At 68.1% G+C, this 23,017-nt stretch carries 20 protein-coding genes, 2 tRNA genes and 1 pseudogene; 11 read left to right on the top strand and 12 right to left on the bottom strand.

Annotated features, from left to right (window positions below):
* Positions 1-1,466 (top strand): hypothetical protein (locus D477_RS22540; RefSeq protein WP_005267451.1); only part of this gene is annotated, 1,466 nt, incomplete at its 5' end.
* 73 nt (positions 1,467-1,539) lie between these two features.
* Here the strand turns inward: D477_RS22540 and D477_RS23125 are convergent.
* The 5 genes and pseudogenes from D477_RS23125 to D477_RS03815 form a co-directional block, all read right to left on the bottom strand.
* Positions 1,540-2,043, bottom strand: coding sequence for an endonuclease/exonuclease/phosphatase family protein (locus D477_RS23125; protein WP_237740694.1), 504 nt, complete (start codon positions 2,041-2,043; stop codon positions 1,540-1,542).
* A 200-nt stretch (positions 2,044-2,243) separates the two neighbouring features.
* A pseudogene (locus D477_RS03830) lies at positions 2,244-4,076 on the bottom strand (ExeM/NucH family extracellular endonuclease); the annotation flags it as partial.
* Positions 4,077-4,166: 90 nt separating this feature from the next.
* Positions 4,167-6,521, bottom strand: coding sequence for a 5'-nucleotidase C-terminal domain-containing protein (locus tag D477_RS03825; protein ID WP_085940433.1), 2,355 nt, complete (start codon positions 6,519-6,521; stop codon positions 4,167-4,169).
* A 208-nt stretch (positions 6,522-6,729) separates the two neighbouring features.
* Positions 6,730-7,497, bottom strand: a complete 768-nt coding sequence (locus D477_RS03820) for a VOC family protein (RefSeq protein WP_005267449.1) — start codon at positions 7,495-7,497, stop codon at positions 6,730-6,732.
* A 216-nt stretch (positions 7,498-7,713) separates the two neighbouring features.
* Positions 7,714-7,801: transfer RNA gene (locus tag D477_RS03815), tRNA-Ser, on the bottom strand.
* Between the two features lie 78 nt (positions 7,802-7,879).
* On the opposite strand from D477_RS03815, the gene D477_RS03810 reads away from it, so the two are divergent.
* From D477_RS03810 to D477_RS03790, 5 genes are all read left to right on the top strand, one after another.
* Positions 7,880-8,863 (top strand): NAD(P)H-quinone oxidoreductase, encoded by a 984-nt coding sequence (locus D477_RS03810; RefSeq protein WP_005267448.1) that lies wholly within the window; start codon positions 7,880-7,882, stop codon positions 8,861-8,863.
* A 105-nt stretch (positions 8,864-8,968) separates the two neighbouring features.
* A complete protein-coding gene (locus tag D477_RS03805; protein ID WP_005267446.1) occupies positions 8,969-11,278 on the top strand; it encodes a carbon starvation CstA family protein in 2,310 nt (769 codons plus the stop codon).
* Positions 11,275-11,478, top strand: a complete 204-nt coding sequence (locus tag D477_RS03800; RefSeq protein ID WP_005267445.1) for a YbdD/YjiX family protein — start codon at positions 11,275-11,277, stop codon at positions 11,476-11,478. Before D477_RS03805 ends, D477_RS03800 begins: the two co-directional genes overlap by 4 nt.
* Positions 11,479-11,620: 142 nt before the next feature.
* The gene (locus tag D477_RS03795; protein WP_005267444.1) at positions 11,621-12,223 is read left to right on the top strand and encodes a bacterial proteasome activator family protein; all 603 of its coding nucleotides are present in this window, start codon (positions 11,621-11,623) and stop codon (positions 12,221-12,223) included.
* Between the two features lie 3 nt (positions 12,224-12,226).
* The gene (locus D477_RS03790; RefSeq protein ID WP_005267443.1) at positions 12,227-12,685 is read left to right on the top strand and encodes a hypothetical protein; all 459 of its coding nucleotides are present in this window, start codon (positions 12,227-12,229) and stop codon (positions 12,683-12,685) included.
* 25 nt (positions 12,686-12,710) lie between these two features.
* On the opposite strand, the gene D477_RS03785 is transcribed toward D477_RS03790, so the two are convergent.
* From D477_RS03785 to tmk, 5 genes are all read right to left on the bottom strand, one after another.
* Positions 12,711-13,244, bottom strand: a complete 534-nt coding sequence (locus tag D477_RS03785; RefSeq protein WP_005267442.1) for a flavin reductase family protein — start codon at positions 13,242-13,244, stop codon at positions 12,711-12,713.
* 191 nt (positions 13,245-13,435) lie between these two features.
* Positions 13,436-13,511 (bottom strand) — tRNA-Thr (locus D477_RS03780).
* Positions 13,512-13,591: 80 nt separating this feature from the next.
* Complete coding sequence (locus tag D477_RS03775; protein WP_005267441.1) at positions 13,592-15,130, bottom strand: alpha/beta hydrolase; 1,539 nt, start codon at positions 15,128-15,130, stop codon at positions 13,592-13,594.
* Between the two features lie 55 nt (positions 15,131-15,185).
* The gene (locus D477_RS03770; RefSeq protein WP_005267440.1) at positions 15,186-16,325 is read right to left on the bottom strand and encodes a DNA polymerase III subunit delta'; all 1,140 of its coding nucleotides are present in this window, start codon (positions 16,323-16,325) and stop codon (positions 15,186-15,188) included.
* Complete coding sequence (gene tmk, locus D477_RS03765; RefSeq protein ID WP_005267439.1) at positions 16,322-16,993, bottom strand: dTMP kinase; 672 nt, start codon at positions 16,991-16,993, stop codon at positions 16,322-16,324. Before tmk ends, D477_RS03770 begins: the two co-directional genes overlap by 4 nt.
* An 82-nt stretch (positions 16,994-17,075) precedes the next feature.
* Between tmk and D477_RS03760 the strand changes: the two genes are divergently transcribed.
* Positions 17,076-18,233, top strand: a complete 1,158-nt coding sequence (locus tag D477_RS03760) for a trans-sulfuration enzyme family protein (RefSeq protein ID WP_043845522.1) — start codon at positions 17,076-17,078, stop codon at positions 18,231-18,233.
* A 28-nt stretch (positions 18,234-18,261) separates the two neighbouring features.
* Positions 18,262-18,597, top strand: coding sequence for a DUF2516 family protein (locus tag D477_RS03755; RefSeq protein ID WP_005267437.1), 336 nt, complete (start codon positions 18,262-18,264; stop codon positions 18,595-18,597).
* A 55-nt stretch (positions 18,598-18,652) separates the two neighbouring features.
* On the opposite strand, the gene D477_RS03750 is transcribed toward D477_RS03755, so the two are convergent.
* Complete coding sequence (locus tag D477_RS03750) at positions 18,653-19,375, bottom strand: hypothetical protein (RefSeq protein ID WP_005267435.1); 723 nt, start codon at positions 19,373-19,375, stop codon at positions 18,653-18,655.
* Positions 19,376-19,588: 213 nt separating this feature from the next.
* On the opposite strand from D477_RS03750, the gene D477_RS03745 reads away from it, so the two are divergent.
* Positions 19,589-20,344 carry a phosphoglyceromutase gene (locus D477_RS03745; RefSeq protein WP_005267432.1) on the top strand — a complete coding sequence of 252 codons (756 nt, stop codon included), beginning with the start codon at positions 19,589-19,591 and terminating at the stop codon, positions 20,342-20,344.
* A 66-nt stretch (positions 20,345-20,410) separates the two neighbouring features.
* Here the strand turns inward: D477_RS03745 and phoU are convergent, their stop codons facing one another.
* On the bottom strand, positions 20,411-21,070 hold the full coding sequence (gene phoU, locus D477_RS03740) for a phosphate signaling complex protein PhoU (protein WP_043845518.1): 660 nt from the start codon (positions 21,068-21,070) through the stop codon (positions 20,411-20,413).
* A 194-nt stretch (positions 21,071-21,264) separates the two neighbouring features.
* Here phoU and D477_RS03735 point away from each other — a divergent pair, with 194 nt between their 5' ends.
* Complete coding sequence (locus D477_RS03735; RefSeq protein ID WP_005267430.1) at positions 21,265-22,464, top strand: sensor histidine kinase; 1,200 nt, start codon at positions 21,265-21,267, stop codon at positions 22,462-22,464.
* The coding region (locus D477_RS03730; RefSeq protein ID WP_005267429.1) for a response regulator transcription factor at positions 22,461-23,017 on the top strand (557 nt) is incomplete at its 3' end. The genes D477_RS03735 and D477_RS03730, both read left to right, overlap by 4 nt.

The following is a 23,017-nucleotide window of genomic DNA, read 5'->3' as shown; positions in this document are numbered from 1 at the left end:
TGCATCCGCACGGCGGCGGCCACCGGGTGGACCTCGCCGACGGCAGCGCGCTGGAGGTCGACGCCGTGGTGCTGGCGCTCGGGCACCTGCCGGCGGCGCTGAACCCGGAACAGCAGAGCCTGCAGGACGAAGGGGCACGGTTCGGGCTGAACTACTTGGCCCCGCACGTCCCGGCGGACCTGGACTACCAGCGGATCCCGGCCGGACGCACCGTGCTGGTGCGGGGCATGGGCCTGAACTTCTTCGATCTGATGATCCAGCTTACGGAAGGCCGCGGCGGGAAGTTTTTGCCGGCGTCGGACTCCGAACCCATGACTTACCTGCCCTCCGGCAAGGAACCCCGGCTTGTGGCCGCGTCCCGGCGCGGCACGCCCTACCGGGCGAAGGCCAGGCTGGCGGGCTACCTGCCGGACAGCCTCGACATGCGCTGGTTCACGCCGGCGGCCGCGCGGTTGTTCGCGGAGACCGGCGTGCAGCCCAGTTTCGACCACGACCTGTGGCCGCTGCTGCACCGGGACGTGCTCTGGGCCTACTACTCCACGCTGGTGCGCGTGGAGCCGGACGCGGTGTCCGCGCCGCCGCGGGATTTCCTGGCCGGCCTGCAGGAACTGTTCGCGCGGAAGCCGGCGCCGGGCAGCCGCGTGCTGCTGACCGCCGTGCATGACTATCTGGGCGCGCACGTGGCGCCTGGGCGGCTGCTGGATGTCGAGTCGCTCGCCAGGCCCTTCGCCGGCCGCAAGTTCTCCGGCGCAGGGGATTACCAGCAGGCCATGCTGGAGTATCTGGACGCCGATGCCGCCGCCTCCGCGCGCGGCGAGGACGACCCGCTGAAGATGGCCGTTGGCGCGCTGAATGCCGGCCGCAGCCTGCTGAAGGAGATCGTCGCGGACGGCGGCCTGACCGAAGAGTCATGGCTGGCCGAACTGCGCGGCTGGTTCGAGCCGCTGGTGGAAGGGCTGGCCAGCGGGCCGCCGGCGCAGCGGATCGAGCAGCTCGCCGCGCTGGTGCGGGCAGGCCTGGTGGAATTCGTGGGGCCGGATCCGCACCTCGAGGTGGACCGGGAGTCTGAACGCTTCCGCGCCACCTCGCCCTGGGTCGACGGCGCGTCCTACTCGGCCGGCTACCTGGTCGAGGCGATGATGCCGGCGAACCGGGGTGGCGCACAACCTTTCGCCGTTGCTGCGCCGCCTGCTCGAAGACGGCCTGGCCCGGCCCAAACTGATGCTCGGGCCGGAGCGGATCCCCGTGCCGACCTCGGGCCTGGACGTCACCGCACCGCCGTACCGGCCGGTCGGTGCGAGCGGGCAGCCGACCCACAACCTGTACGTGCTCGGGCTGCAGCTCTCCTCGGCCCAGTGGGGCACCGCCATCGCCGCGGAGGCCGGGGCCCGCCGGAACAGGGCAGCCGCACGCTCAAGGACGCGGACGATATCGCCCGGGCCCTCCTGGAGGCGGCCGCCGGTTAAGCAGAGGGCCGGCGCCCGGGAAGTTCCGGAGACCGGCCCTGGCGGTCGATTTGGCTGAGGGAGCCAGCCGCAGTTAGCGGGTGTGCGCCTTCTCCTTCGCCGTGGGCAGCTCAAGACCCACGATGAGCGGATCATGGTCGCTGGCTCGGTAGGCGTCCGGTGCGTAGAAGTTGGTCACGTTGTAGTTGTAGCGGCTGTACTCCAGTGCGATGGACTCCACCGAGTTGATGTTCCAGATGTCGGCCCCGGCCACCGTGGCGTCAGCGGCGGGGGAGGCGAAGATGTAGTCGAGCGAGCCGACCATGCCGTCGAAGCTGTAGGTATGCTCGCCGGTCTTCGCGCCCTGGTCGATGTAGCCGGCCTCGCGGAGCACCCGGATGGGGTCCTCCTGCGCGTAGGAGTTGAAGTCGCCGGTCAGGAAGACCTTGGCGGTGCTGAACTCGTCCTCCAGGCCGTCCGCGAACGCCACCAGGGACTCCGCCTGCCGGGTGCGCGCGGCGTTCCAGGCGCCCTGCCCGTGGTCGGCGTTTTCGCCGGAGGACGGGGCCGAGCCCTTCGACTTGAAGTGGTTGGCCACCACGATGAACTTGGTGTCCGCGCCGCCGTGCTTGGCCTTGAAGGTCTGGGCCAGGGGCTTGCGGGCGTTGGCGAAGGCCTCGGTGTCATTGTGGATGACGGACTCGCCGATGGTCTGGACCGCGTCCTTCTTATAGATGAGGCGGTGCGGATGAAGTCCTCGTCCGCCAGCGCCGGCAGCTCCTCCGGCGAGCGGACGTAGTCCCAAGCGGCCGACTCGCCCGAGGCCGCCAGCGCCTCGTTCAGCGCAGCGGTCAGCGCGGCCAGCGCCGTGTCGCGGTCCTTGCCGAACTTGGCCGAGTTCTCGATCTCCTCGAGCGCGACGACGTCCGCGTCCAAGGCGTTGATGGCGGCGACGATCTTCGCTTCCTGCCGTTCCAGGTTCTCCGCGTCGTAGGCGCCGCGGGCATCGCAGTTGCGGGCCCCCACCGGGTTGCCGTCGCGGTCCGTGTACGCGCCGCAGTCCGCCAGCTGGTCGCCCGTGGTGGTGAAGTAGTTCAGCACGTTGAAGGAGGCGATGCTGACGTTGCCGCCAACTTCTTCCGGTGCCGCCGTGCGGGTGTTGGAGAACGACGCCGGCTGCAGGCTTCCGCTGTTTTCTCCGGTCAGGTGGCCCTGGGGCTGGAAGCGCCAGAGCCCGAAGCGGTAGTCGAGCACCACGTTGCCGGTGAAGTCGGCGGCGGAGCCGATGCGGACCGGGTCTTCCGGGCCCAGATAAGGCAGCGGGATGTCCTTGTTGCGGTCGCTGCCCATGAAGTTGATGCTCGCGCCATCGTCGAGGGTCACGGCGAGCGCTGCATTCTTCTCCGTCTCGGCCCAGAAGGCGTCAGAACCGTAGGAGCCGACGGCGGTCGGCTGGAGCAGCGGCTGCTCGCCGGCGGCCAGTCCGATCTCGCCGTACTGGTTGAGCGCGTAGTTGTCCGTGACGGTGAAGCTGCCCTGGGGGTCCAGCAGCATGCCCTCGAACTTCTCCCGGTCCATGTCCGTGGCCGGCCACGCGATGCCGGCCGGCTTGACGGCCTCGGCCGGTTCGTCCAGCTGGGTGAATCCGCCGCCGTCGACGGTCAGCTGGGTCATGCCGTAGTACTCGCCGGCCTCGCCGCTGACCTCGACGTAGTCGCCCACGGCGACCTTGTCCACGGTGGTTGGCGAGTAGACGAAAATACCGTCGGAGGCGGTGCGGTCTGCAGCGGCAGCGTCACCGCCGGTGCCCGGAGTCTGGAGATAGTAGCCGTTGAAGCCGCCGGTGGGGTAGGCGGCGGTGACCACGCCGCGGGTCCGGACAGTCTGTCCCGCGAGCGGGGAAACGTTTGACGTGCCTTGGATCTCGGCGATGCTGCGCACCGTGGCCGGCTCGGGCTCGGGCTGCGGCTCCGGCTCACTGGTGCCGCCGGAGTTGGCCGGCGTGACGCTGCCGCTGAGGCTGAAGTCCGCGGCGTTGTTGTCCGTGTCCACGCCGCCGGTGCGGTTCATCGAGAGCGGGTTGCGGGTGCCGTTGGGTGAGCCGGCTGCGGCGGTCTCGAAGGTGTTGGAGCTGCCGTAGCCCAGCAGGTCCAGCACCCGGTCATCGTCCAGGACCGACCCGGTGGCCAGTCCGTCCAGCTTCCCGGTCTGGCCCGCGAGCACAATCGTGCCCGCGGTGCCCGAGGGATTCAGCGCGCCGCTGGCCAGGTCGGCTTCGGGCAGCGCGGCGCCGGTGCTGCCGTTGCTGCCGCCCTGGACCAGGAAGTAGCCGTTGGCCGGGATGGTGCCTTCCAGCTCCACGACGCCGGTCGGCGCCGAGGTGCCGCCGGCCGAGCGGTACTGCAGGGACATGCCGTCCAGCGTGACGGGGGCGTCCGTGGTGTTGAACAGTTCGACGAACTTGTGCGTGAAGGGCGCGTTGGCACTGCCGCCGTTGACGTAGGCCTCATTAATAACGACGGCGGTGTCCACGGCTTCCGCTGCGGCCGCGGGGAGCGCGCCGAAGCCGGAGGCGAGGACACCGGCGGCGATGGCTCCGCTGGTGGCCGGTTTCCAGGGTTTCCTGGTCATGGTTCTCTTTCCTTGGTGGGCGAGTGATGGGTGGAATCAGGCAAACGGGGAGGGGCCCCCTTCGGCGGGAAGGAAGCCCCTCGGATACAGCTAGCGGTCCGCGGTCAGCTTGCGGCGCCGGGCGGCGAGGACTGCCGCCAGGCCGCCGCCCAGCAGGACGAGGGCGCCGATGCCCAGCGGCAGGACTCCGTCCGCGCCGGTCTCGGCCAGCCGCTCCGGATCCTGGCCGGCAGCAGGTTCACGGTCCTGGTCATCACCGCCGGGCAGCCGGTCGCCCGGCTGGCCATCGTCGACCGGACTGTCCGGAAGCGGGTCACCGCCCGGCTGCTGATCGTCAACCGGGGCGTCCTCACCGGGCTGCTGGTCGCCGGGAGCCGGGATGCCGGCGGTTGGGACCTCGATCGGCAGCCGGACCAGGGTGCCGGACTCAGCGGCAGTGAGGGTGAAGACGCCGCCGCGCAGTTCGGACGGAACGGTGAAGGAAACGGTTGCGGCGCCGTCGGACACGGCGAAGATGCCCAGGTCCGCTGGCAGGGCCGCGGCCGGGACCGCCCGGGCGAAGGCACTGGTGCCGTCGGCCGAGGGCTCGTAGCGCAGGGTCAGCTCGGTGTTGGCGTTGCCCTCGGTTTCGGCTCCCAGGGACGTCAGGTCCAGCTTGGAGACCTGGAAGGAGACGTTGTCGCCCGGTTCGACGGTTGCCGGCACGCCGGTCAGGGCCACCGCGCGGCGGTCGAAGGACGGGGACAGCGGCTTGTTCTGCGCCAGGTAATCGATCCAGGCGTCACGGTCGATCAGGCCGGAATCGCGGGTGTTGGTGCCTTCGCGGAAGACATGGAAGTTGTCGCCGCCCTGGGCCAGGAAGCTGAAGGTGCCGATCCGGTACTCGCGGTCCGGGTCCAGTTGCTCGCCGTCGATCCAGACACCGGTGATGTGGCTGCCCTGCCCGGCGTTGGGATCGTAGGTGTAGTTGACGTTGTCCGACAGGCCGAGATGCAGGTACGGCCGGCTCGGGATCTCGCCGTCGGCAGTTCGCTGCCACTGCTGCTCCAGCAGGGTCTTGAACTGGGCGCCGGTCAAGGTGGTGGTCCAGAGGTTGTTGACGAAGGGCAGGACCGCGTTGGCTTCGGCGTAGGTGATGACGCCGTCGGGCGCATGGTAGAGCTCGGAGCGCAGGCCGCCCGGGTTGACCACGCCGATTTCGGCCCCGCCCAGTTCCTCGGCGGACAGGCTCTCCACCAGCGAGTCGGCGACCAGGTTGCCGAGCGTCGATTCGGAGGCCCGGTCATCGCGCTTGTCCCCGATGAAGGCGGTCGTGATGTCGCCGGTGACTTCGCCGACCGGCTGCTCGCCGACTGCTTCCGCGTGGTCCTCGGCGGCTGCGACGATGTTTGCCACCTCGGCCACGCGGGGATACTGCCCGATCAGTGCCGCATCATCGGCGGTGGTGCGCGGCACGAGCGCCATCTCGAAATTCTCGACGTCGAATGTCGCCTCGCCGTCTGCCTCGCCTTCCCTGACCGTCAGTTTGATCTGGCCGACGTTCTCGCCGTACTGGCCGGTCTGCACCACTGGGCGGGTCTCGCCGCTGCCCGGAACCGGTGCTTCAAACGTATAACCGAGGTGGGTATGGCCGTTGAAAATCGCGTCGACTTCAGCGGAGGTACCGTTGACGATCCGGTTGAAGACCTCGCTGGCCCCGGTAGCTGTGCCAAGGTCGGCGGAGCTGCTGGCGCCCTCGTGGTAGGAGGCGAGGATGATGTCCGCTTCGTCCCCCTCGCCGTCGGACAGCTCCGCGGCGACGCGGTTGACGGCCTCGACCGGATCGCCGAACTCGATGCCGGCGATGCCTCCGGGGCTGACCAGGGTGGCGGTGTCTTCAGTAACGGCGCCGATGATGCCGACGGTCAGGCCGCCCGCTTCGACGAGTTCGTACTCCGGCAGGGCGGGAGTGGCGGTGCCCTTCTGGTAAACGTTGGCGCCGAGCTGCGGGTAGCCGGCCCGGTCCGTGACCCGTCCATCCAGATCGTCGAACCCCTTGTCGAACTCGTGGTTGCCCACGGCCGCCGAGTCCAGCTCCAGCGCGTTCAGGACGTCGATGGTGGGCTCGTCCGCCTGCACCGCTGATGCGAAAAGGGAGGCGCCGATGTTGTCGCCCGCCGAAGTGAAGACCGTGCCCTCCGGATTGTCGGCACGCAGCTGCTCCACGGTGCCGGCGAATTTCACCGTGTTGCCGTCGATCCTGCCGTGGAAGTCGTTGATGCCCAGCAGGTTCAGCTCGTAGGTGCCGCCGGCGGCGTCCGTGGACACCTCCGGATCGGGTTCGGTTTCGGTTGCCACAGCCGGCAGTGCTGCGAAGGGAGCGGCCAGCAGGCCGATCGACAGCGCAGCGCCCAGCGTGGACTTCACAGATGAAGCAGCCTTCGGCACTTTTCTCTCCAGTTTCATTCCCCATCGAGGCGCGGCCGCTCAGCCGGCAGCGGATGCAGGCGGCGGCAGCAGGATTGCGGGCGTGCCAAAGCCCGCCCGTTCCAGCCCACCCCGCCAGGATGAACGGCAGGTTGCCGGCCGGTAATCGCGTACGGAACAGGGGGTCTGAAAGAGCGGTTCCACGACGTGCTGTTGGTCACGGCAGGTCCTGCCAGCGAGGAAAGACCTACTTGACGGTGCTGATCATGAAGGCAGCACCCGTGGGATCGGCAACCTGCGCCATCCGGCCGTACGGCGAATCCCAAGGTTCCCGCAGGACGGTGCCGCCCAGCTCGCGGACCTTCGCCACGGCAGCGTCGGCGTTGGCCACGCCCAGATAGACCTGCCAGTTCGAGGGCACGCCCTCCGGCATCGCCGCAGCTGCGTCGTAGATCCCGGCACTGGACTCTTCGAGGGCAGCGTTCAGGGTGTAGCGCAACTCCGCGGTGTCGCTCATCTCCTCGGTCCTCCAGCCGAAAACCTTCTCGTAGAATTCGATCGCGCCGGCGTAGTCCCGGGTCGACAGCTCGAACCATGAGGGAGAACCTTCTTCGCCTTCCCGCCCGAAGCCCTTGTGCTGGTCCGGCTGCCAGGCGCCGACGGCCGCACCGGTTGAATCGAGGAAGATGGCCATGCTGCCCTGGTCGCCGACCTGCATGGGTTCCACCAGGATCCGGCCGCCGGCTTCCGCGGCAGCCTTGGCCGTGGCGGCGACGTCCCTGCTGGAGAGGTACACGGACCAGGCATCGGGCTGCCCGGTTTGGTCGTTCCGCATCATGCCGGCGACGGGATGGCCGTCCTTGGAAAACGTGATGTAGTTGCCGTATTCTTCCCCGGCCGTCTCGGCCGCCCAGCCGAAGAGGCTGGCGTAGAAGGCCCTGGCCTTGTCAGGGTCCGAGCTCGTCAGGTCGATCCAGCACGGTATGCCGGCGGGGGTGGTTTCGCGGTCGGACATCTGGAACTCCTTTGTTCGGAAGGCAGGACGGCGGGTCCGTTCAGAGGCCGGGAAAGAGGTATGGAACTGGGAAGGGGCGGTGCAGGAGGTGCCGCCGTTTCCGACAATAGCTGTGCCTGCTGGGCCGGACAATAGGCCCGCGGCGGACCACGACCAGCAGGCAGCGGGATTAAACGTTGAAGGGCCCCCACCGGGGCCCTTCAACGTATTCAAAAGCGGAAGGTATGGGATTTGAACCCATGAGACGGGGTTGCCGCCTACTGGTTTTCAAGACCAGCTCCTTCGGCCGCTCGGACAACCTTCCCTGACTAGTAGTGTGGCATGGAGGCGCTGGAGATATCAAAAGACCAGCACTGTTTCCCTAAGGCTTGAGGAGGCGCGGATGAAGGCCGTTTTCTACCAGGGCGCCGGCGGGCCCGACGTGCTCGAAGTGCGCGAGGTCCCGCCGCCGGAGCCACAGGCAGGCGAGGTGGTCGTCGACGTCGTCGCCGCCGGCCTCAACCGGGCAGACGTGCAGCAGCGCCGCGGAGTTTATCCGCCGCCGCCCGGCGCGAGCGACATCCCCGGACTTGAGGTGTCCGGCCGGATTGCCGCTGTGGGTGAGGGAGTGGACGGATGGCAGGCGGGTGACGAAGTCTGCGCACTGCTGGCCGGTGGCGGCTATGCGCAGCAGGTTGCGGTGCCGGCCGGGCAACTGCTGCCCGTACCGCCGGGCGTATCGCTGGCCGAGGCAGGGAGCCTTCCCGAGACCGCGGCCACGGTATTTTCCAATCTGTTCATGGCGGCGGGTGTGCAGGCAGGCGAGAGCGTGCTGATCCATGGTGGCGCCGGAGGCATCGGAACCATGGCCGTGCAGATGGTGCGGGCCTTTGGGGGGATTCCGATGGTGACGGCCGGCTCCCAGGCAAAGCTCGACGTCGTACGTCCCCTGGGCGCGCAGGTGCTGATTAACTACCGCGAAGAGGACTTCGTCGAGAAGGTCAAGGAGGCGACCGGAGGCCGCGGCGCCGACGTGATCCTCGATGTCGTCGGGGCCAAGTACCTGCAGCGCAACCTCGACGCGCTGGCCACGGCCGGCCGGCTGGTGGTGATCGGCCTGCAGGGCGGGGCCAAAGCCGAGCTGAACCTGGGGCAGCTGATGGCGAAGCGCGCGGCCGTCATCGGGACGACGCTGCGCGCGCGGCCGGTGGAGGAGAAGTCGGCCATCGTTCGGGCGGTACGTGAACATGTCTGGCCGCTCGTGGCTTCCGGCGACATCAAGGTGCAGATCGGCAGGACCTTTCCGCTGGAGCAGGCTTCGGCAGCGCATGAGTACTTCGATTCCGGCGACCATACCGGCAAAATCCTGCTGACGATGGCCGGCTGAGCCGGTCCTGGCCTTCCGGCCCGATTTCCGGGCTCCGGGACTGTGACCGGGCGCATGCGGCTGTTAGCCTGCACTCATAAGCACGCTTCGTTCGCAAGGAGCATTATGAGCCAGACACCAGCCCCGCGGCCATCGCCGGATCCGGACCGGGAAACCGACCTCCTGGTCCAGGACCCGAACCTCCCGCCGGTCGCCCTCGACCCGGCAGTTGCCGAGGCGGAAGAGCGCAAATGGACGCCCACGAAGATCGCCATCTGGATCGGCGTTGCCCTGCTCGGAGGCGTGAGCTGGAGCATCATCGCCTTCGTCCGCGGCGAAACGATTAATGCCATCTGGTTTGTCTTCGCGGCGGTCTGCACTTACTTCATCGCGTACCGCTTCTACTCGAAGTACATCGAGAACAAGCTGACCAGGCCGAACGACCTGCGGGCCACTCCCGCCGAGTACAAGGCCGACGGCAAGGACTATGTCGCCACGGACCGCCGCGTCCTCTACGGGCACCACTTCGCCGCGATCGCCGGCGCCGGACCGCTGGTGGGGCCGGTGCTGGCCGCCCAGATGGGCTTCCTGCCGGGCACTCTCTGGATTATCTTCGGCGTGGTCCTGGCCGGCGCGGTGCAGGACTACCTCGTGCTGTTCTTCTCGATGCGCCGCGGCGGGCGTTCGCTCGGCCAGATGGCGCGGGAGGAGCTCGGCGTGGTCGGTGGAACCGCGGCGCTGATCGCCACGCTGACCATCATGATCATCATCGTGGCCATCCTGGCCCTCGTGGTGGTCAACGCGCTCGGCGAATCCCCCTGGGGCGTCTTCTCCGTCGCGATGACCATTCCGATCGCGCTGTTCATGGGCGTCTACCTGCGCTTCCTGCGCCCCGGCAAGGTCAGCGAAGTGTCCATCATCGGCTTCGTGCTGCTGATGGCCGCGATCGTGGCCGGCGGCTGGATCGCTGAGACCGACTGGGGCGTGGCGATCTTTACGCTGGAGCGTACGACCATCGCCTGGGGCATCATCGTCTACGGTTTCATCGCAGCGGTGCTGCCCGTCTGGCTGCTGCTCGCGCCGCGCGACTACCTGTCCACGTTCATGAAGATCGGCACCATCGTCATGCTCGCTGTGGCCATCGTGCTGGTCCGGCCGGAAATCAATGTGCCGGCGTTCAGCGAATTCGCCGGCCGCGTGGACGGTCCGGTGGTCCCGGGCTCGCTCTGGCCGTTCCTCTTCGTCACGATCGCCTGCGGCGCCCTCTCCGGATTCCACGCGCTGATCTCTTCAGGCACCACCCCGAAGATGGTGCAGAAGGAGCGGCAGACGCGCTTTATCGGGTACGGCGGCATGCTGATGGAATCCTTCGTTGCCATCATGGCGCTGGTCGCCGCGATCTCGATCGACCGCGGGATCTATTTCGCGATGAACTCCTCGGCCGCGGTCACCGGCGGCACCGTCGAAGGGGCGGTGGCGTTCGTCAACAGCCTTGGCCTCGCCGGGGTGAACCTGACTCCGGACATGCTGACCCAGCTGGCCCAAAACGTCGGCGAGGAGTCGGTGGTCTCGCGCACCGGCGGCGCACCCACGCTGGCCGTCGGCCTCGCGCAGATCATGCAGGGGCTGATCGGCGGACTCAGCATGATGGGCTTCTGGTACCACTTCGCCATCATGTTCGAGGCGCTGTTCATCCTGACCGCGGTGGACGCGGGCACCCGGGTTGCACGGTTCATGCTGCAGGACACCATCGGCAACTTCGTCCCCAAGTTCAAGGACGTCTCCTGGCGGCCCGGGGTGTGGATCTCGACGGCCATCATGGTGGCCGGCTGGGGCTACATCCTGATCCTCGGCGTCACGGATCCCCTGGGCGGCATCAACACGTTCTTCCCGCTCTTCGGCATTGCCAACCAGCTGCTGGCGGCCATTGCGCTCGCGGTCTGCCTGGCCATAGCCGCCAAGCGGGGCGCGTTCAAGTACCTGTGGATCGTCGCGGTGCCGCTGGCCTTCGCTGCGGTCATCACCATCTGGGCCTCCATCCTGAAGATATTCTCGCCCGATGTCCGCGTAGGCTACTGGGCCAACAATGCTGCGTACCGCGATGCGCTGGCCGCGGGCGAGACCAGCTTCGGCAATGCGACGTCGGTCGCGGAGATGGAGGCGGTCGTCCGGAACACCACGGTCCAGGGCACGCTGTCCATCGTCTTCGTGGTGCTGACCATCATCGTGATTGCGACGTCGATCATGGCCACCATCAAGGCGTGGCAGCGCGGCGGGGGAGCTTCCCACGAAGAACCCGCCACCGTTTCGGCCACGTACGCGCCGGCGGGCCTGATCGCCACCCCGGCCGAACGCGAACTGGAGAAGCAGTGGAACGCCCTGCCGGACGAGCTGCGGCTGGAACGGGCGCATCATCACCACGGGCGGCGGCCATGAACCACGCACTGGAGCGCGCACGCGAGGGCTGGCACGGCTTCGTCTGGTTCTTCAAGGGCATGATGGGCGAAAACGCGTACCAGGCGTACCTGGAGCACCATCGCCGCACACGTCCCGGCACGGCACCGATGACGGAGCGTGAATTCTGGCGGGACAAGACGGACCGCCAGGACCGCAACCCCGAGGGCCGCTGCTGTTGACATCCACAAGGCACCGCCTGCTTCCGCGAAGGAAAGCAGGCGGTGCCTTTCCATGCAATGACGACGGCGGTGCGGGGCAGGCTTGGCGCTTGTGGGTAGGATTTTCCCCCGGTTTATTCGCCGCCTCTGGCAAGATGAAACCATGACGGATGAGCAGATATCCCAGACGGACGAGCCCGTGATCGAAGGAGCGCTGGCAGCCGGCGGCGCCGAGCCGGATCCGGCCGCAGGCAAAGACGAGGGCAAGAAGAAGGGCACCTCGCTCCACGATCTGGTGGATGAGCCCGCCAAGGTGATGCGCATCGGCACCATGGTCCGCCAGCTGCTGGAGGAAGTGCGCAGCGCTCCGCTGGACGATGCCGCCCGCACCCGGCTCGCCGAGATCCACGAGCGGTCCATCAAGGAGCTCGAGGACGGCCTGGCCCCGGAGCTGATCGATGAGCTGGAGCGGATCAACCTGCCGTTCCCCGACGACTCGGCGCCCTCGGACGCGGAACTGCGGATCGCCCAGGCCCAGCTGGTCGGCTGGCTGGAGGGCCTCTTCCACGGCATCCAGACCGCCATTGCGGCCCAGCAGGCGGCGACGCAGCAGATGGCCGCCCGGATGCAGCTGCGCCAGCTGCCGCCCGGCACTGTGATCGCCCCCGGTGTCGTTATCGGCGAGGACGGGGAACCCCGCCGGGCCGATGGAGCGGAATCGGAGAACCCGCCGGGGCAGAGCCACCGCCCGGGCCAGTACCTGTAGCCGGTGGAGTTCTTTGGCGCCGCCCGCCAGGCCCGGCGGGACGACAAGGAGCTGGGCAAGGGCATCTGGCGGCGCACGCATGACCGATTCAAACGCGGGCTGGACCGGTACCACCAGGTCCTCGAGGGCGTCGCGGACGACGCCCTTTACGACCAGCTCGTGGGCATCGCCAACGAACTCTCCGCCCAGCTGACCCAGGTCCGCGGCTGCTGCATGCGCGCGCAGCAGTTGCGCCCCAGCGACGGGCTGGACATCCCCGGCGGCAAGCTGGCCGCCGTGCACCGCAGCCTATCGAAGGCCGGCAACTCCCTCGCGGCCGCCGCGGAATCCGCCGCGATGGCACGGCTCGCAGCCTCTCCCGAAGCGTCCCAGGACGCCGCGGAGAGCGTACGACGGCGGGCGGCCATCGTCGTCGACGACGTCACCGAAGCGCTGCGGCTGCTGGAGGGCGACGAGGCGTAGGTGCCGGCCGCCAAACCCCTGCGGATCAGGGCCGGCCACGCAGGGCGGACCACGCGTCCAGGGCGTAATAGGTCCGCCGGTGGTAGACCAGCGGAGGCGCCGACGAACCGCCTTCGAGCACCTGCAGGACCTGGGCGGCCAGGACAACGCCGGTGCCGGCAGGCATCCGGTCCAACGGCTTGCACCTCAGCACGGTACCCACGCCGCGGATGATCGGTTCGCCGGCCGGGCCGGCGTACCAGTCCATATCGAACCCGAAGCGGTGCGAACCGGGCCGGGCGAAAAGTTCGGCAAGGCGGCGGTTGGCGGTCGTCAGCAGGTGAACGGCCATCGCTTCGCCAGCCAGCAGGGCGGCACCGGATTCGCTGCCGGTGGTGATGGAAACCGCGAGCACTGGCGGCTCGGCGGACACGGAAATCAGGGAGGACGCTGTAATTCCCGCCGGCCCGTCCGGCCCGGCAGCGGTCACAATCGCCACACCGGCAGGGTGGGCGGAGAACGCTGTCCGGAAAGCGGCGGCGAGGTCCGAAGGCCGAGCATCCGGCGGCAAGGGCGCCATCGTGGCTCCTTCCTGCAGCAGGGACCGGCGGCCTCAAAGCACCTACCGCTCATGCTAGGGCCGCAGCGTACACCGCGCCAGAGAACTTTCCGAAGCCGCTGATGGGGGTTGCGGATGTCACCGCCCGAGGGCCGCCGCAGGCCTGCCCTTAAACGAGCCGGGGGTTCGAGCATCCCTCGAACCCCCGGCGTTGGAGCCCCCTGCCGGAATCGAACCGGCGACCTTTTCATTACGAGTGAAACGCTCTACCGACTGAGCTAAGGAGGCGGAGGATTCACTCGGCGTTGCCGGGCGGAATCCACAAGGAACAACTATAAGAGAGCACGGGCGCGCCGGTCAAAAAAGCCTTAGCAGACCGTGCCGTCGGCCGGCATGGTGCCCTCGATGAAGTAGCCGTCCACGGCGTCCTGCACGCACTTGTTGCCGCGGCTGTAGGCGGTGTGGCCCTCGGCTTCGAAGGTCAGCAGCGAAGCGGACTCGAAATTGGCGGCCATGGATTCGGCCCATTCGTACGGGGTGGCCGGATCCCCGGTGGTGCCGATGACCAGGATGGGATCGGCCCCTTCGGCCTTCACCGGCGCCGGCGTCCGCACCGGCTCGTGCGCCCAGTTCTCGCAGGTCGTGCCGCCGTAGGCGAGGTAGCGGCCCAGGGTGGGGGAGGCCTCCTCCAGCGCCTGGGCTTCTTCGCGCATTGCGTCGAGGCCCGACTCCATCGGGTAGTCGAGGCAGTTGATCGCGGTGAAGGCCTCAGTGGCGTTGCCGGTGTAGCTGCCGTCGGCCTGCCGCTCCGCGCCCAGGTCGGACAGCCCCAGCATCGGCGTCGGATCCCCTTGGAACGCCGCCGCCAGGGCCTCGGTCAGGCGCGGCCAGTTCTGGTCGTTGTAGAGCGGCACGATGAAGCCGGAGACGAACATGCCGACGGTGACCAGCCGGCCGTCCGCGGCAGTCATCGGGTTGTCCTCCACCGAGGCGATCAGGTCCCGGATCTGGCGCACGGCGTCGTCGGCGCTTCCGTCCATGGGGCAGGCCGCCGATTCCAGGCAGCTCTCGGCATAGCTGTGGATCGCCGCCTCGAAGGCCTTGGCCTGGCCCAGCGTGACTTCGGCATTGCTCAGGGACGGGTCGAGGGCGCCGTCCAGCACGAGCCGGCCCACGCGCTCCGGGAACAGGTCCGCATAGGTGGCGCCGAGGAACGTCCCGTAGGAGAAACCGAGGTAATTGAGCTTCGGATCGCCCACGGCTGCGCGCAGGATGTCCAGGTCCTTGGCCGAGCTGATGGTGTCCACATGGCCGAGGACTTCACCGGTCTCTTCGGCACACTGCTGGGCCAGCTCCGCGGAATCCTCGGCGGCCTGCGCGAGGCCTGCGTCCGACTCCAGGTCGTACTGGACCTGCCGTGCCTCGTCCTTCTCCCGGTCCGTCAGGCACTCCACCGGTGCCGAGCGCTTCACCCCGCGCGGGTCGAAGCCGACGATGTCGTAGCTCCCGCGCAGCGTTTCGGTGGTCATGTAGGCCAGCGAGTTCTTCACGGTGTCATAGCCCGAGCCGCCGGGCCCGCCGGGATTGAGCAGGATGGAGCCCAGCGCGTCATCCCCGGCCGTGCTGCGGATGGCCGCGATCTCGATCCGCTCGCCGCCCGGGTCGGCATAGTCCAGCGGCACCTCGATGTTGGCGCACTCGAACTTCGCCTCGCAGTCTTCCCACGCCACGTCCTGGGTGTAGTACGGCTCCAGCGCCGCCTCCACCGGGGCAAACTCTTCCGCCGCTCCGGAAGCCGGCGGCTCGTCGGCTTGGGGCAGGACCCCGCAGCCGGCGAGCATCAGGAGTACGACGGCGGCCGCTCCGGTTGTCGCGGTACGGCGGCTTCGGCGCGGTGCAAGGCGCATCAAAAGGTTCTCTCCTGGGTCGGCGGCAAGGGGCAGAGGGCGTCGGATGCTTCGTTCACAGCAGGCTGACCGCCATGGCTTCCATGGCGAGCACCGGGGCCACGTTGGTGCTCAGGCGCTGGCGCGCCTGGGCGATCGCGTCCAACCTGCCCAACGTCTGCTCGGGGGTGGATTGTTCCGCGTAGGCGGCCAGCTCCGGCCGAAGGTACTCGTTGACCAGTTCGGTGCCGGTGCCCAACTGCAGGGTCAGCACGTCCCGGAAGAAGGTGGTCAGGTCGATCATGACCCGGTCCAGCGAATCGCTGATGCTGCGCTTGGCCCGGCGCTTCTGCTCTTCTTCCAGTGCCTTGAGCTGGCTGCGGATCGCCGGCGGCAGGGTGCCGCTTTCCGGCGCTCCAAGGGCATGCAGCAGGGCCTCGCGCTCGGCCGCGTTCCGCTCCTCGGAAGCGGCGGCTGCGTCCGCGTTGGACAGGTCCACCAGCTCGCCGGCGGCCATCACGGCGTCAGACACCCCGCGCAGCCGCAGCGGCAGCCGGACAATGGTGTCCCGGCGCGCGCGTGCCTCTTCATTGCGGGCCAGCCGGCGGGCCACTCCGATATGGCTCTGCGAAATCCGGGCGGCGAATTCGGCCAGCTCGGGGGTGGCGCCGTCCCGCCGGACCAGCAGGTCGGCGACGTCGCCGACCGCCGGGATGCGCAGTCCCACCGGGCGGCAGCGGGAGCGGATGGTGACCAGCACGTCCGCGGGGCTGGGAGCGCAGAGCAGCCAGACGGTCCGCGGCGGCGGCTCTTCGATCGCCTTGAGCAGCACGTTGGTGGTGCGTTCAGTCATACGGTCCGCGTCCTCGACGATGATGACGCGCCAGCGCCCCGAGGACGGCTTGTCCTGGGCCTTGGTCACCCACTCCCGGACGTCCTCGATGCGGAAGGTGACGTTCTCGGTGGCCATGACGGAGACGTCGGCGTGCGAGCCGGCGAGCACCGTGCGGCAGGAGTGGCACTCCCCGCAGCCGCGGTCCTGGGGCCGGGGCTGTTCGCACAGGAGCGCTGCCGCGAAGGACCTGGCTGCATTGGAGCGGCCGGAACCGGGCGGCCCGGTGAACAGCCAGGCATGGTGCGGGTGGTCCGCTGCGGCCGCCCGGCCGAGTTGCTCCACCACGGCCGCCTGTCCCGGCAGGTCGGTCCAGACGCTCATCCGAGCATCCCGGCGATGCGGGCCACGATGGCCTTGGTCAGGGCAGACCGCTCCTGCCGACCGTCCAGCACGAGGTAATGGTCGGGGCGGGCAGCCGCGAGTTCCTGGAAGGCGGCGCGGATCCGGCCATGGAAGTCATCCGGCTCGGATTCCAGCCGGTCTTCCTCACCGTTGGCGGCACGGCGGTCCCGGCCCTGTTCCGGGTCGACATCGAGCAGGACCGTCAGGTCGGGAAGGACCTCGCCGGTGGCCCACAGATTGAGGTCGCGCACGGCGTCAATGCCGAGTCCGCGGCCCGCGCCCTGGTAGGCGACGGAAGAGTCGATGAAGCGGTCGCACAGCACAATCTCGCCGCGCTCCAGGGCGGGGACAATGACCTGCTGGACGTGGGCCGCGCGGGAGGCGGCGAAGATCAGTGCTTCGGTGCGCGCATCGATCTCCCCGTGTCCGTGCTCAAGGACCAGGGCGCGCAATTTCTCGCCCACCGGTGTCCCGCCCGGTTCCCGGGTGCGCAGCACCGTCCGGCCAAGACTCTCCAGCGCCGCCTGGACAGCGGCCGCCTGCGTCGACTTTCCTGCGCCGTCGCCGCCCTCGAAGGCGATGAAGAGGCCGCCGGGCCCGACGGCTTCGGGCACGCGGGCAGGCAGGCGTCGGCTCTCGGAAGTCACCTGACTAGCCTATCGGCTCCCGCGCAGCGTGCGGAGAAGTCACAGTTACCCTGTGGACAGCCCCCGGGTCTACCCTGCTGTCATGACCCAGCAAGGCTCCCAGCATCCCGATTCCCTGGCGCCCGATACCGTCGTCGTCGCCGGCGGCCGGCCTGAGCGCACCCATGACGCGCCGGTCAATCCGCCCGTGGTGCTCTCGTCCACGTTCTTCGGCCAAGGCGAGGTCGAACAGGGCGACCGGGCCTACGGCCGCTATGCCAACCCCAGCTGGGATCCGTTCGAGGAAACGCTTGGCGAGCTGGAGACCGCACAGCTGCCGGCGCTGGTCTTCGCCTCCGGTCTTGCCGCCGTCGCCGCAGCGCTGTCCCTGGTGCCCTCCGGCGGCACCATCGTGATGCCCCGGCACAGCTACCAGGGCAGCCTCGCCGTCTCCCAGGATCTCGCCGCCCGCGGCGCGTTCACCGTGCGGACCGTGGACATCGCCGACACCGAGGCGGTCAAGGCCCAGCTGGAAGGTGCCGACGCCCTCTGGCTGGAAAGCCCCACCAACCCCATGCTCGAGGTCGCCGAAATGCGCGCCCTGGCGCAGGCAGCGCATGACGCCGGTGCCCTCGTGATTGCCGACAACACCTTTTCCACCCCTTTGGGCCAGCGTCCGCTGGAAAGCGGAGTGGACGTCGTCGTACATTCCGTCACCAAATACCTGGCCGGACACTCCGATGTGGTGCTGGGCGCCGTGGTGACGTCCGATCCCGACCTGCGCGCCCGGCTGCTGACGTACCGGTCGCTGCGCGGCGCCATTGCCGGCCCGTTCGAGGTCTGGCTCGCCCTGCGCGGACTGCGCACGCTCGCGCTGCGCATTGAGCGCTCGCAGGCCACCGCCATGGCGCTGGCCAGGAAGCTGCTGGAGCACCCGCGCGTGGAAGCCGTGCGCTATCCCGGCCTGCCAGGCGATCCGGGGCACGAACGCGCGGCCGCGCAGATGGACGGCTTCGGTTCCATCATCGCCATCACCGTCAGGGGCGGGGCTGCGGCCGCCGACGCCGTGGTGGACGCGCTGCAGCTGTGGCTGCCCGCAACGTCGCTCGGCGGCGTGGAATCGCTGATCGAACGCCGCCGCCGGCACGTGAACGAGCCCGAAACGGTGCCGGAGAACCTGCTGCGGCTGTCCGTGGGCATTGAGAACGCCAAGGACCTGTGGGCGGACCTGGACCAGGCGCTGCAGAAAGTGCAGGACTAACCTGACCTCGACCAGCTAGGCTGGAACCGTGCTGATTGCGTATGAGATTCAGGAATGGCTCTACCGGGGCCTGGGCTACGTGGCCCTCGGCATCGAGCTGTGGGCGCTTATCGACTGCGTGGGCCGCAAGGGCGAGCACTTCCAGGCCGCGTTCAAGCGCACCAAGGGTTTCTGGATCGGCATGACGGCGGCTGCGACTGCCATTGGAGCGCTTTCGCTCTTCGGTGGCGGGTTCGGCACATGGATGCTGTTCCAGCTTGCCGCCGTGATCGCTGCCTCGGTCTACCTGGCGGACGTCAAGCCTGCCCTGAACGAACTCAAGGGCTCCGGCGGCAGTGCATACGGCCCCTACGGACCCTGGTAGGCAGCGCCCTACCTGACGGCTTATCCGCACTACGGCCGCCGCGGGAAACGTCCGGCTAGGCAGGATCCACCGCGGACCAGTCCACGCTGATTTCCCCCAGCCGCCACCGTCCCGGACCGTCCAGGATTGGCCAGCCGGCCGCCCGCATCGCCAGGCACATGGCCAGCCACCGCTGCCGGTTCCCGAACGGGGCCACGGCTGACGCCCCCGCCCAGCACCGGTCCAGAGCCTGCAGGTAGCTGTGCACCCGCTCGCCCGGGACGTTGTGGTGGATCAGGGCCTTGGGCAGCCGCTCCGCCACATCGGACGGCCGGGTGAAGGCGCCGAAACGCAGCGAGATGCTCAGCGACACCGGGCCGCGGCGTTCCACCGCTACCCAGGTGGCGCGGCGGCCGATCTCGTCGCACGTGCCGTCGATAAACAGTCCGTCGGGTGCCAGCCGCTCCCGCACCGTGTCCCAGTGTGCCGCGTACTCGGACTCGTGGTACTGGCGCAGCACGTTGAACGCCCGGACCACCGCCGGCCGCCGCCCCGGCACCGGGATCTCGAAGCCGCCCTGCCGGAAAGTGAGCCCCGGCCGCTCCAACGGCTTCGCCCTGAGGACCCGTTCCGGCTCGATCTCCACGCCGATCACCTCGACATCTGGCCGCAGGGCGGAAATCCGGCGGTGGAGTTCGACGGCGGTGGTCGGCGAAGCGCCGTAACCCAAGTCGATCACGAGGGGGTCCGCGGCCCGGCGCAGGACAGTGGCGCGGGTTCCGCACAGCCAGCGGTCCATCCGCCGGAGCCGGTTGGGACTCGTGGTGCCCCGGGTCACCGCCCCGATGGGTTTGGCGGTTCGCGGGCGGACGGCAGCTGCAGGAAGGGAGGGCGGCACGAAAAAACAGAATAAAGGCCCGGCCGGCCCGATCCCGCCGATTGGTCTGCAAGAGTGCGTAACGTCACGGCGCGAGCGGGATTAGGGTGCCGCTCGGCCGATAGGATGAACGCCATGACTGCCTCGACGAACTACAAGTTGATTCTGCTGCGGCATGGCCAAAGCGACTGGAATGAGAAGAACCTGTTCACCGGCTGGGTCGATGTTCCGCTGACCGAACAGGGCCGTGCCGAGGCCAAGCGCGGCGGCGAGCTGCTGGTTGAGGCGGGGATCCTGCCGGACGTGCTTTACACCTCCCGGCTCAAGCGCGCCATCGTCACCGCCAACATCGCCCTGGAAGCGGCGGACCGGGACTGGATCGACGTCAAGCGCAGCTGGCGGCTCAACGAGCGCCACTACGGCGCGCTGCAGGGCAAGGACAAGGCCCAGATCCGCGAGGAGTTCGGCGATGAGCAGTTCATGCTGTGGCGCCGTTCCTACGACACCCCGCCGCCGGAGCTGGACGACTCGAGCGAATGGTCCCAGGCCAACGACCCGCGCTACGCCGACCTGGCCGCCGTGCCGCGGACCGAATGCCTCAAGGACGTGCTCGAGCGCTTCCTGCCCTACTGGGAGTCCGACATCGCCAAGGACGTGCGCTCCGGCAAGACCGTCATGGTCGCCGCGCATGGCAACTCGCTGCGCGCGCTGGTCAAGCACCTGGACGGCATCAGCGACGAGGACATCGCGAGCCTGAACATCCCCACGGGCATCCCGCTGGTGTACGAACTGGACGAGAACCTGAAGCCGGTCAAGGCCGGCGGCACCTACCTCGACGCCGAGGCTGCCGCGGCCGCGATCGAAGCGGTGGCCAACCAGGGCAAGAAGTAGCAGCAGCCCGGGAAACAGCAGAAGGCCGGTTCCTTGAGGGAACCGGCCTTCTGTGTGCGGTGTTGGCTATCCGACGTTGCCGTTAGTGGTCCACTCACCGGTGACCAGGTAGGTCACCTTGCGGGACACCGAGATGCCGTGGTCGGCGAAGCGCTCGAAGTAGCGGCTGGCCAGGGCCACGTCGACGGCGGTCGAGGGCGCAGCGTTGAAATCCGGGGAGGCGATGGCCTTGAAAATTCCGGCGTGCAGCTCGTTCACCTGCTCATTGTGCCGGTTGATGTCCCGCGCCAGGTCCAGGTTGCGGGTGTCCAGCAGCTCGGTCAGGCTCCGGGAAATAGCGATGTCATGCTCGGCGAACTGAGCGAAGGTGGGCCGAAGATGTTCCGGAATCACGAGTTCCGGATAGCGCATGCGGGTCAGCTGGGCGATGTGGCGTGCCAGGTCGCCCATCCGCTCGAGCGAAGCACTCATCCGCAGCGAACCGACAATCACGCGCAGGTCGCTGGCCACCGGCCCCTGCAGGGCCAGGATCTCGATGGCACGCTCGTCCAGATGGTTCTGCAGGAAATCGATCCGGGCGTCGGACGCGATCACGTCCTGGGCGAGTTCGGTATCCGCAGTGGTGAAGGCGGTGTTGGCCTTCTCCATCGCTTCGGTCACCAGCCGGGAGATTTCGACCAGTTGCTCGCCCACCTGATGGAGCTCCGCTTGAAATACCTTCCGCACAGGCCGTCCTTTCATTCGTCATTTGCGCACAGTCAGTCCATTGTGCTGCAGTCACAGTCACAAAACACGCTTTCATTGCGCCGTGAACATCTGGTGCGTCTCTGAGTGAACGTTAGTTGAACCCCTGCCGCATTGCCACAAATCCGGGGAAGGCAGGACTTATGGCGGCATAAGCTAGTGGGGTGGAACCTCTCATGATCGCCCTGCTGGCCGGGTTGGTCGGCCTGCTGCTGGGCGCCTTCGGGGTGCTGGCTTTCAGGCTGAGCGAACGCCAGCGCCGCCATCAGATTGAGGTGGCCGAACCCACTATCCGCGAGGGTGCCGCGGAAGTGCTTTCCGTCGTCGGACGCGCCTATGTGATTGTCGACGTGATCGACGGCGTGGTCCGGGCCAGCCCCGGAGCGTACGCCTACGGGCTGGTGCGCGGCCACACTGTGGTCCACAAGGAACTCCTTGAACTGACAGCCAGGGTCCGCCGCGACGGCGTGATCGAGGAGCGTCAGCTGGAGCTGCTGCGCGGCCCGTTCGGGCAGGGAACCATCATCGTGCAGGTGCGGGTGGCCCCGATCGGCGACGACTACATCCTGCTGCTGGCCGACGACCGTACCGAGATCACCCGGACCGAAGCGATGCGCAACGATTTCGTGGCGAACGTGTCGCATGAGTTGAAGACGCCAGTCGGCGCGTTGTCGCTGCTGGCGGAAGCCATCGAGGGCGCTGCGGATGACGAGACCGCGGTGCGGCGGTTCGCGCAGCGGATGCAGAAGGAGTCCAGCCGGCTCGGCGCCCTGGTGCAGGACGTCATCGAACTGTCCAGGCTCCAGAGCGCCGACGTCGTGCAGACCGGAACGGCCGTAGACCTGAACCCGGTGGTCGCCGAAGCGGTGGACCGCAACCGCCTGACGGCCGACAGCAAGGACATCGAGATCGTAGTCGGGGGCAGCATCGAGGAGAAGGTCTACGGGGATCCGGACCTGCTGATGACCGCGCTGCGGAACCTGATCGACAATGCCATCCGCTACGCGCCCGAGCACTCCAAGGTCGGAGTGGGCATGCGGATGCGCGAAGGCCTGGCCACTATTTCCGTTACCGACCAAGGCCCGGGAATCACTGCCGAGGAGCAGGACCGGATCTTTGAGCGCTTCTACCGGGTGGACGCAGCGCGATCCCGGCAGACCGGAGGTACCGGCCTGGGCCTGAGTATCGTCAAACACATCATTTCCCAGCACGGCGGGGAGGTCTCGGTCTGGTCGCAGCCCGGCCAGGGATCCACCTTCACCGTCCGCTTGCCGGAGATGGACCAGGCCGAACAGGACGCAGAGGCCGGCGCCCCGCCGGCGGAGCCTAATAAGAAGGGTGCAAACGGCGCCCGTGAGCAAGGAGTTACTGCTTGACCCGCATTCTGGTTGTCGAAGATGAAGAGTCGCTGAGCGATCCCCTCAGCTATCTTCTGGGTAAAGAGGGCTTTGATGTACAGGTTGTCGACAACGGGCTGGATGCCGTCGTGGAGTTCGACCGATCGGGCGCAGACCTGGTCCTGCTGGACCTGATGCTGCCTGGGCAGTCCGGCACCGAGGTATGCCGCCAGCTGCGCCAGCGTTCCAACGTCCCGGTCATTATGCTGACCGCCAAGGATGCCGAAATCGACAAGGTTGTTGGCTTGGAGCTCGGGGCGGATGACTACGTCACCAAGCCCTACTCGTCGCGCGAGCTGGTGGCGCGGGTGAGGGCGGTGCTGCGCCGCCAGGGCGAGCCGGAAGAGCTGATCTCCAACACAGTCCAGTCCGGCCCGGTGCGGATGGACGTCGAGCGGCACGTGGTCAGTGTCTCGGGTGAGCCGATTTCGCTGCCGCTGAAGGAGTTCGAACTGCTCGAAATGCTGCTGCGCAATGCCGGACGCGTGCTCACCCGCGGCCAGCTCATCGACCGGGTCTGGGGCTCGGACTG

The sequence above is a fragment of the Arthrobacter crystallopoietes BAB-32 genome, assembly GCF_000328305.2.
Classification (GTDB): domain Bacteria; phylum Actinomycetota; class Actinomycetes; order Actinomycetales; family Micrococcaceae; genus Crystallibacter; species Crystallibacter crystallopoietes_A.
Note: the sequence above shows the minus strand (reverse complement) of the source record. Positions and strands in the feature narration are given on the sequence as shown.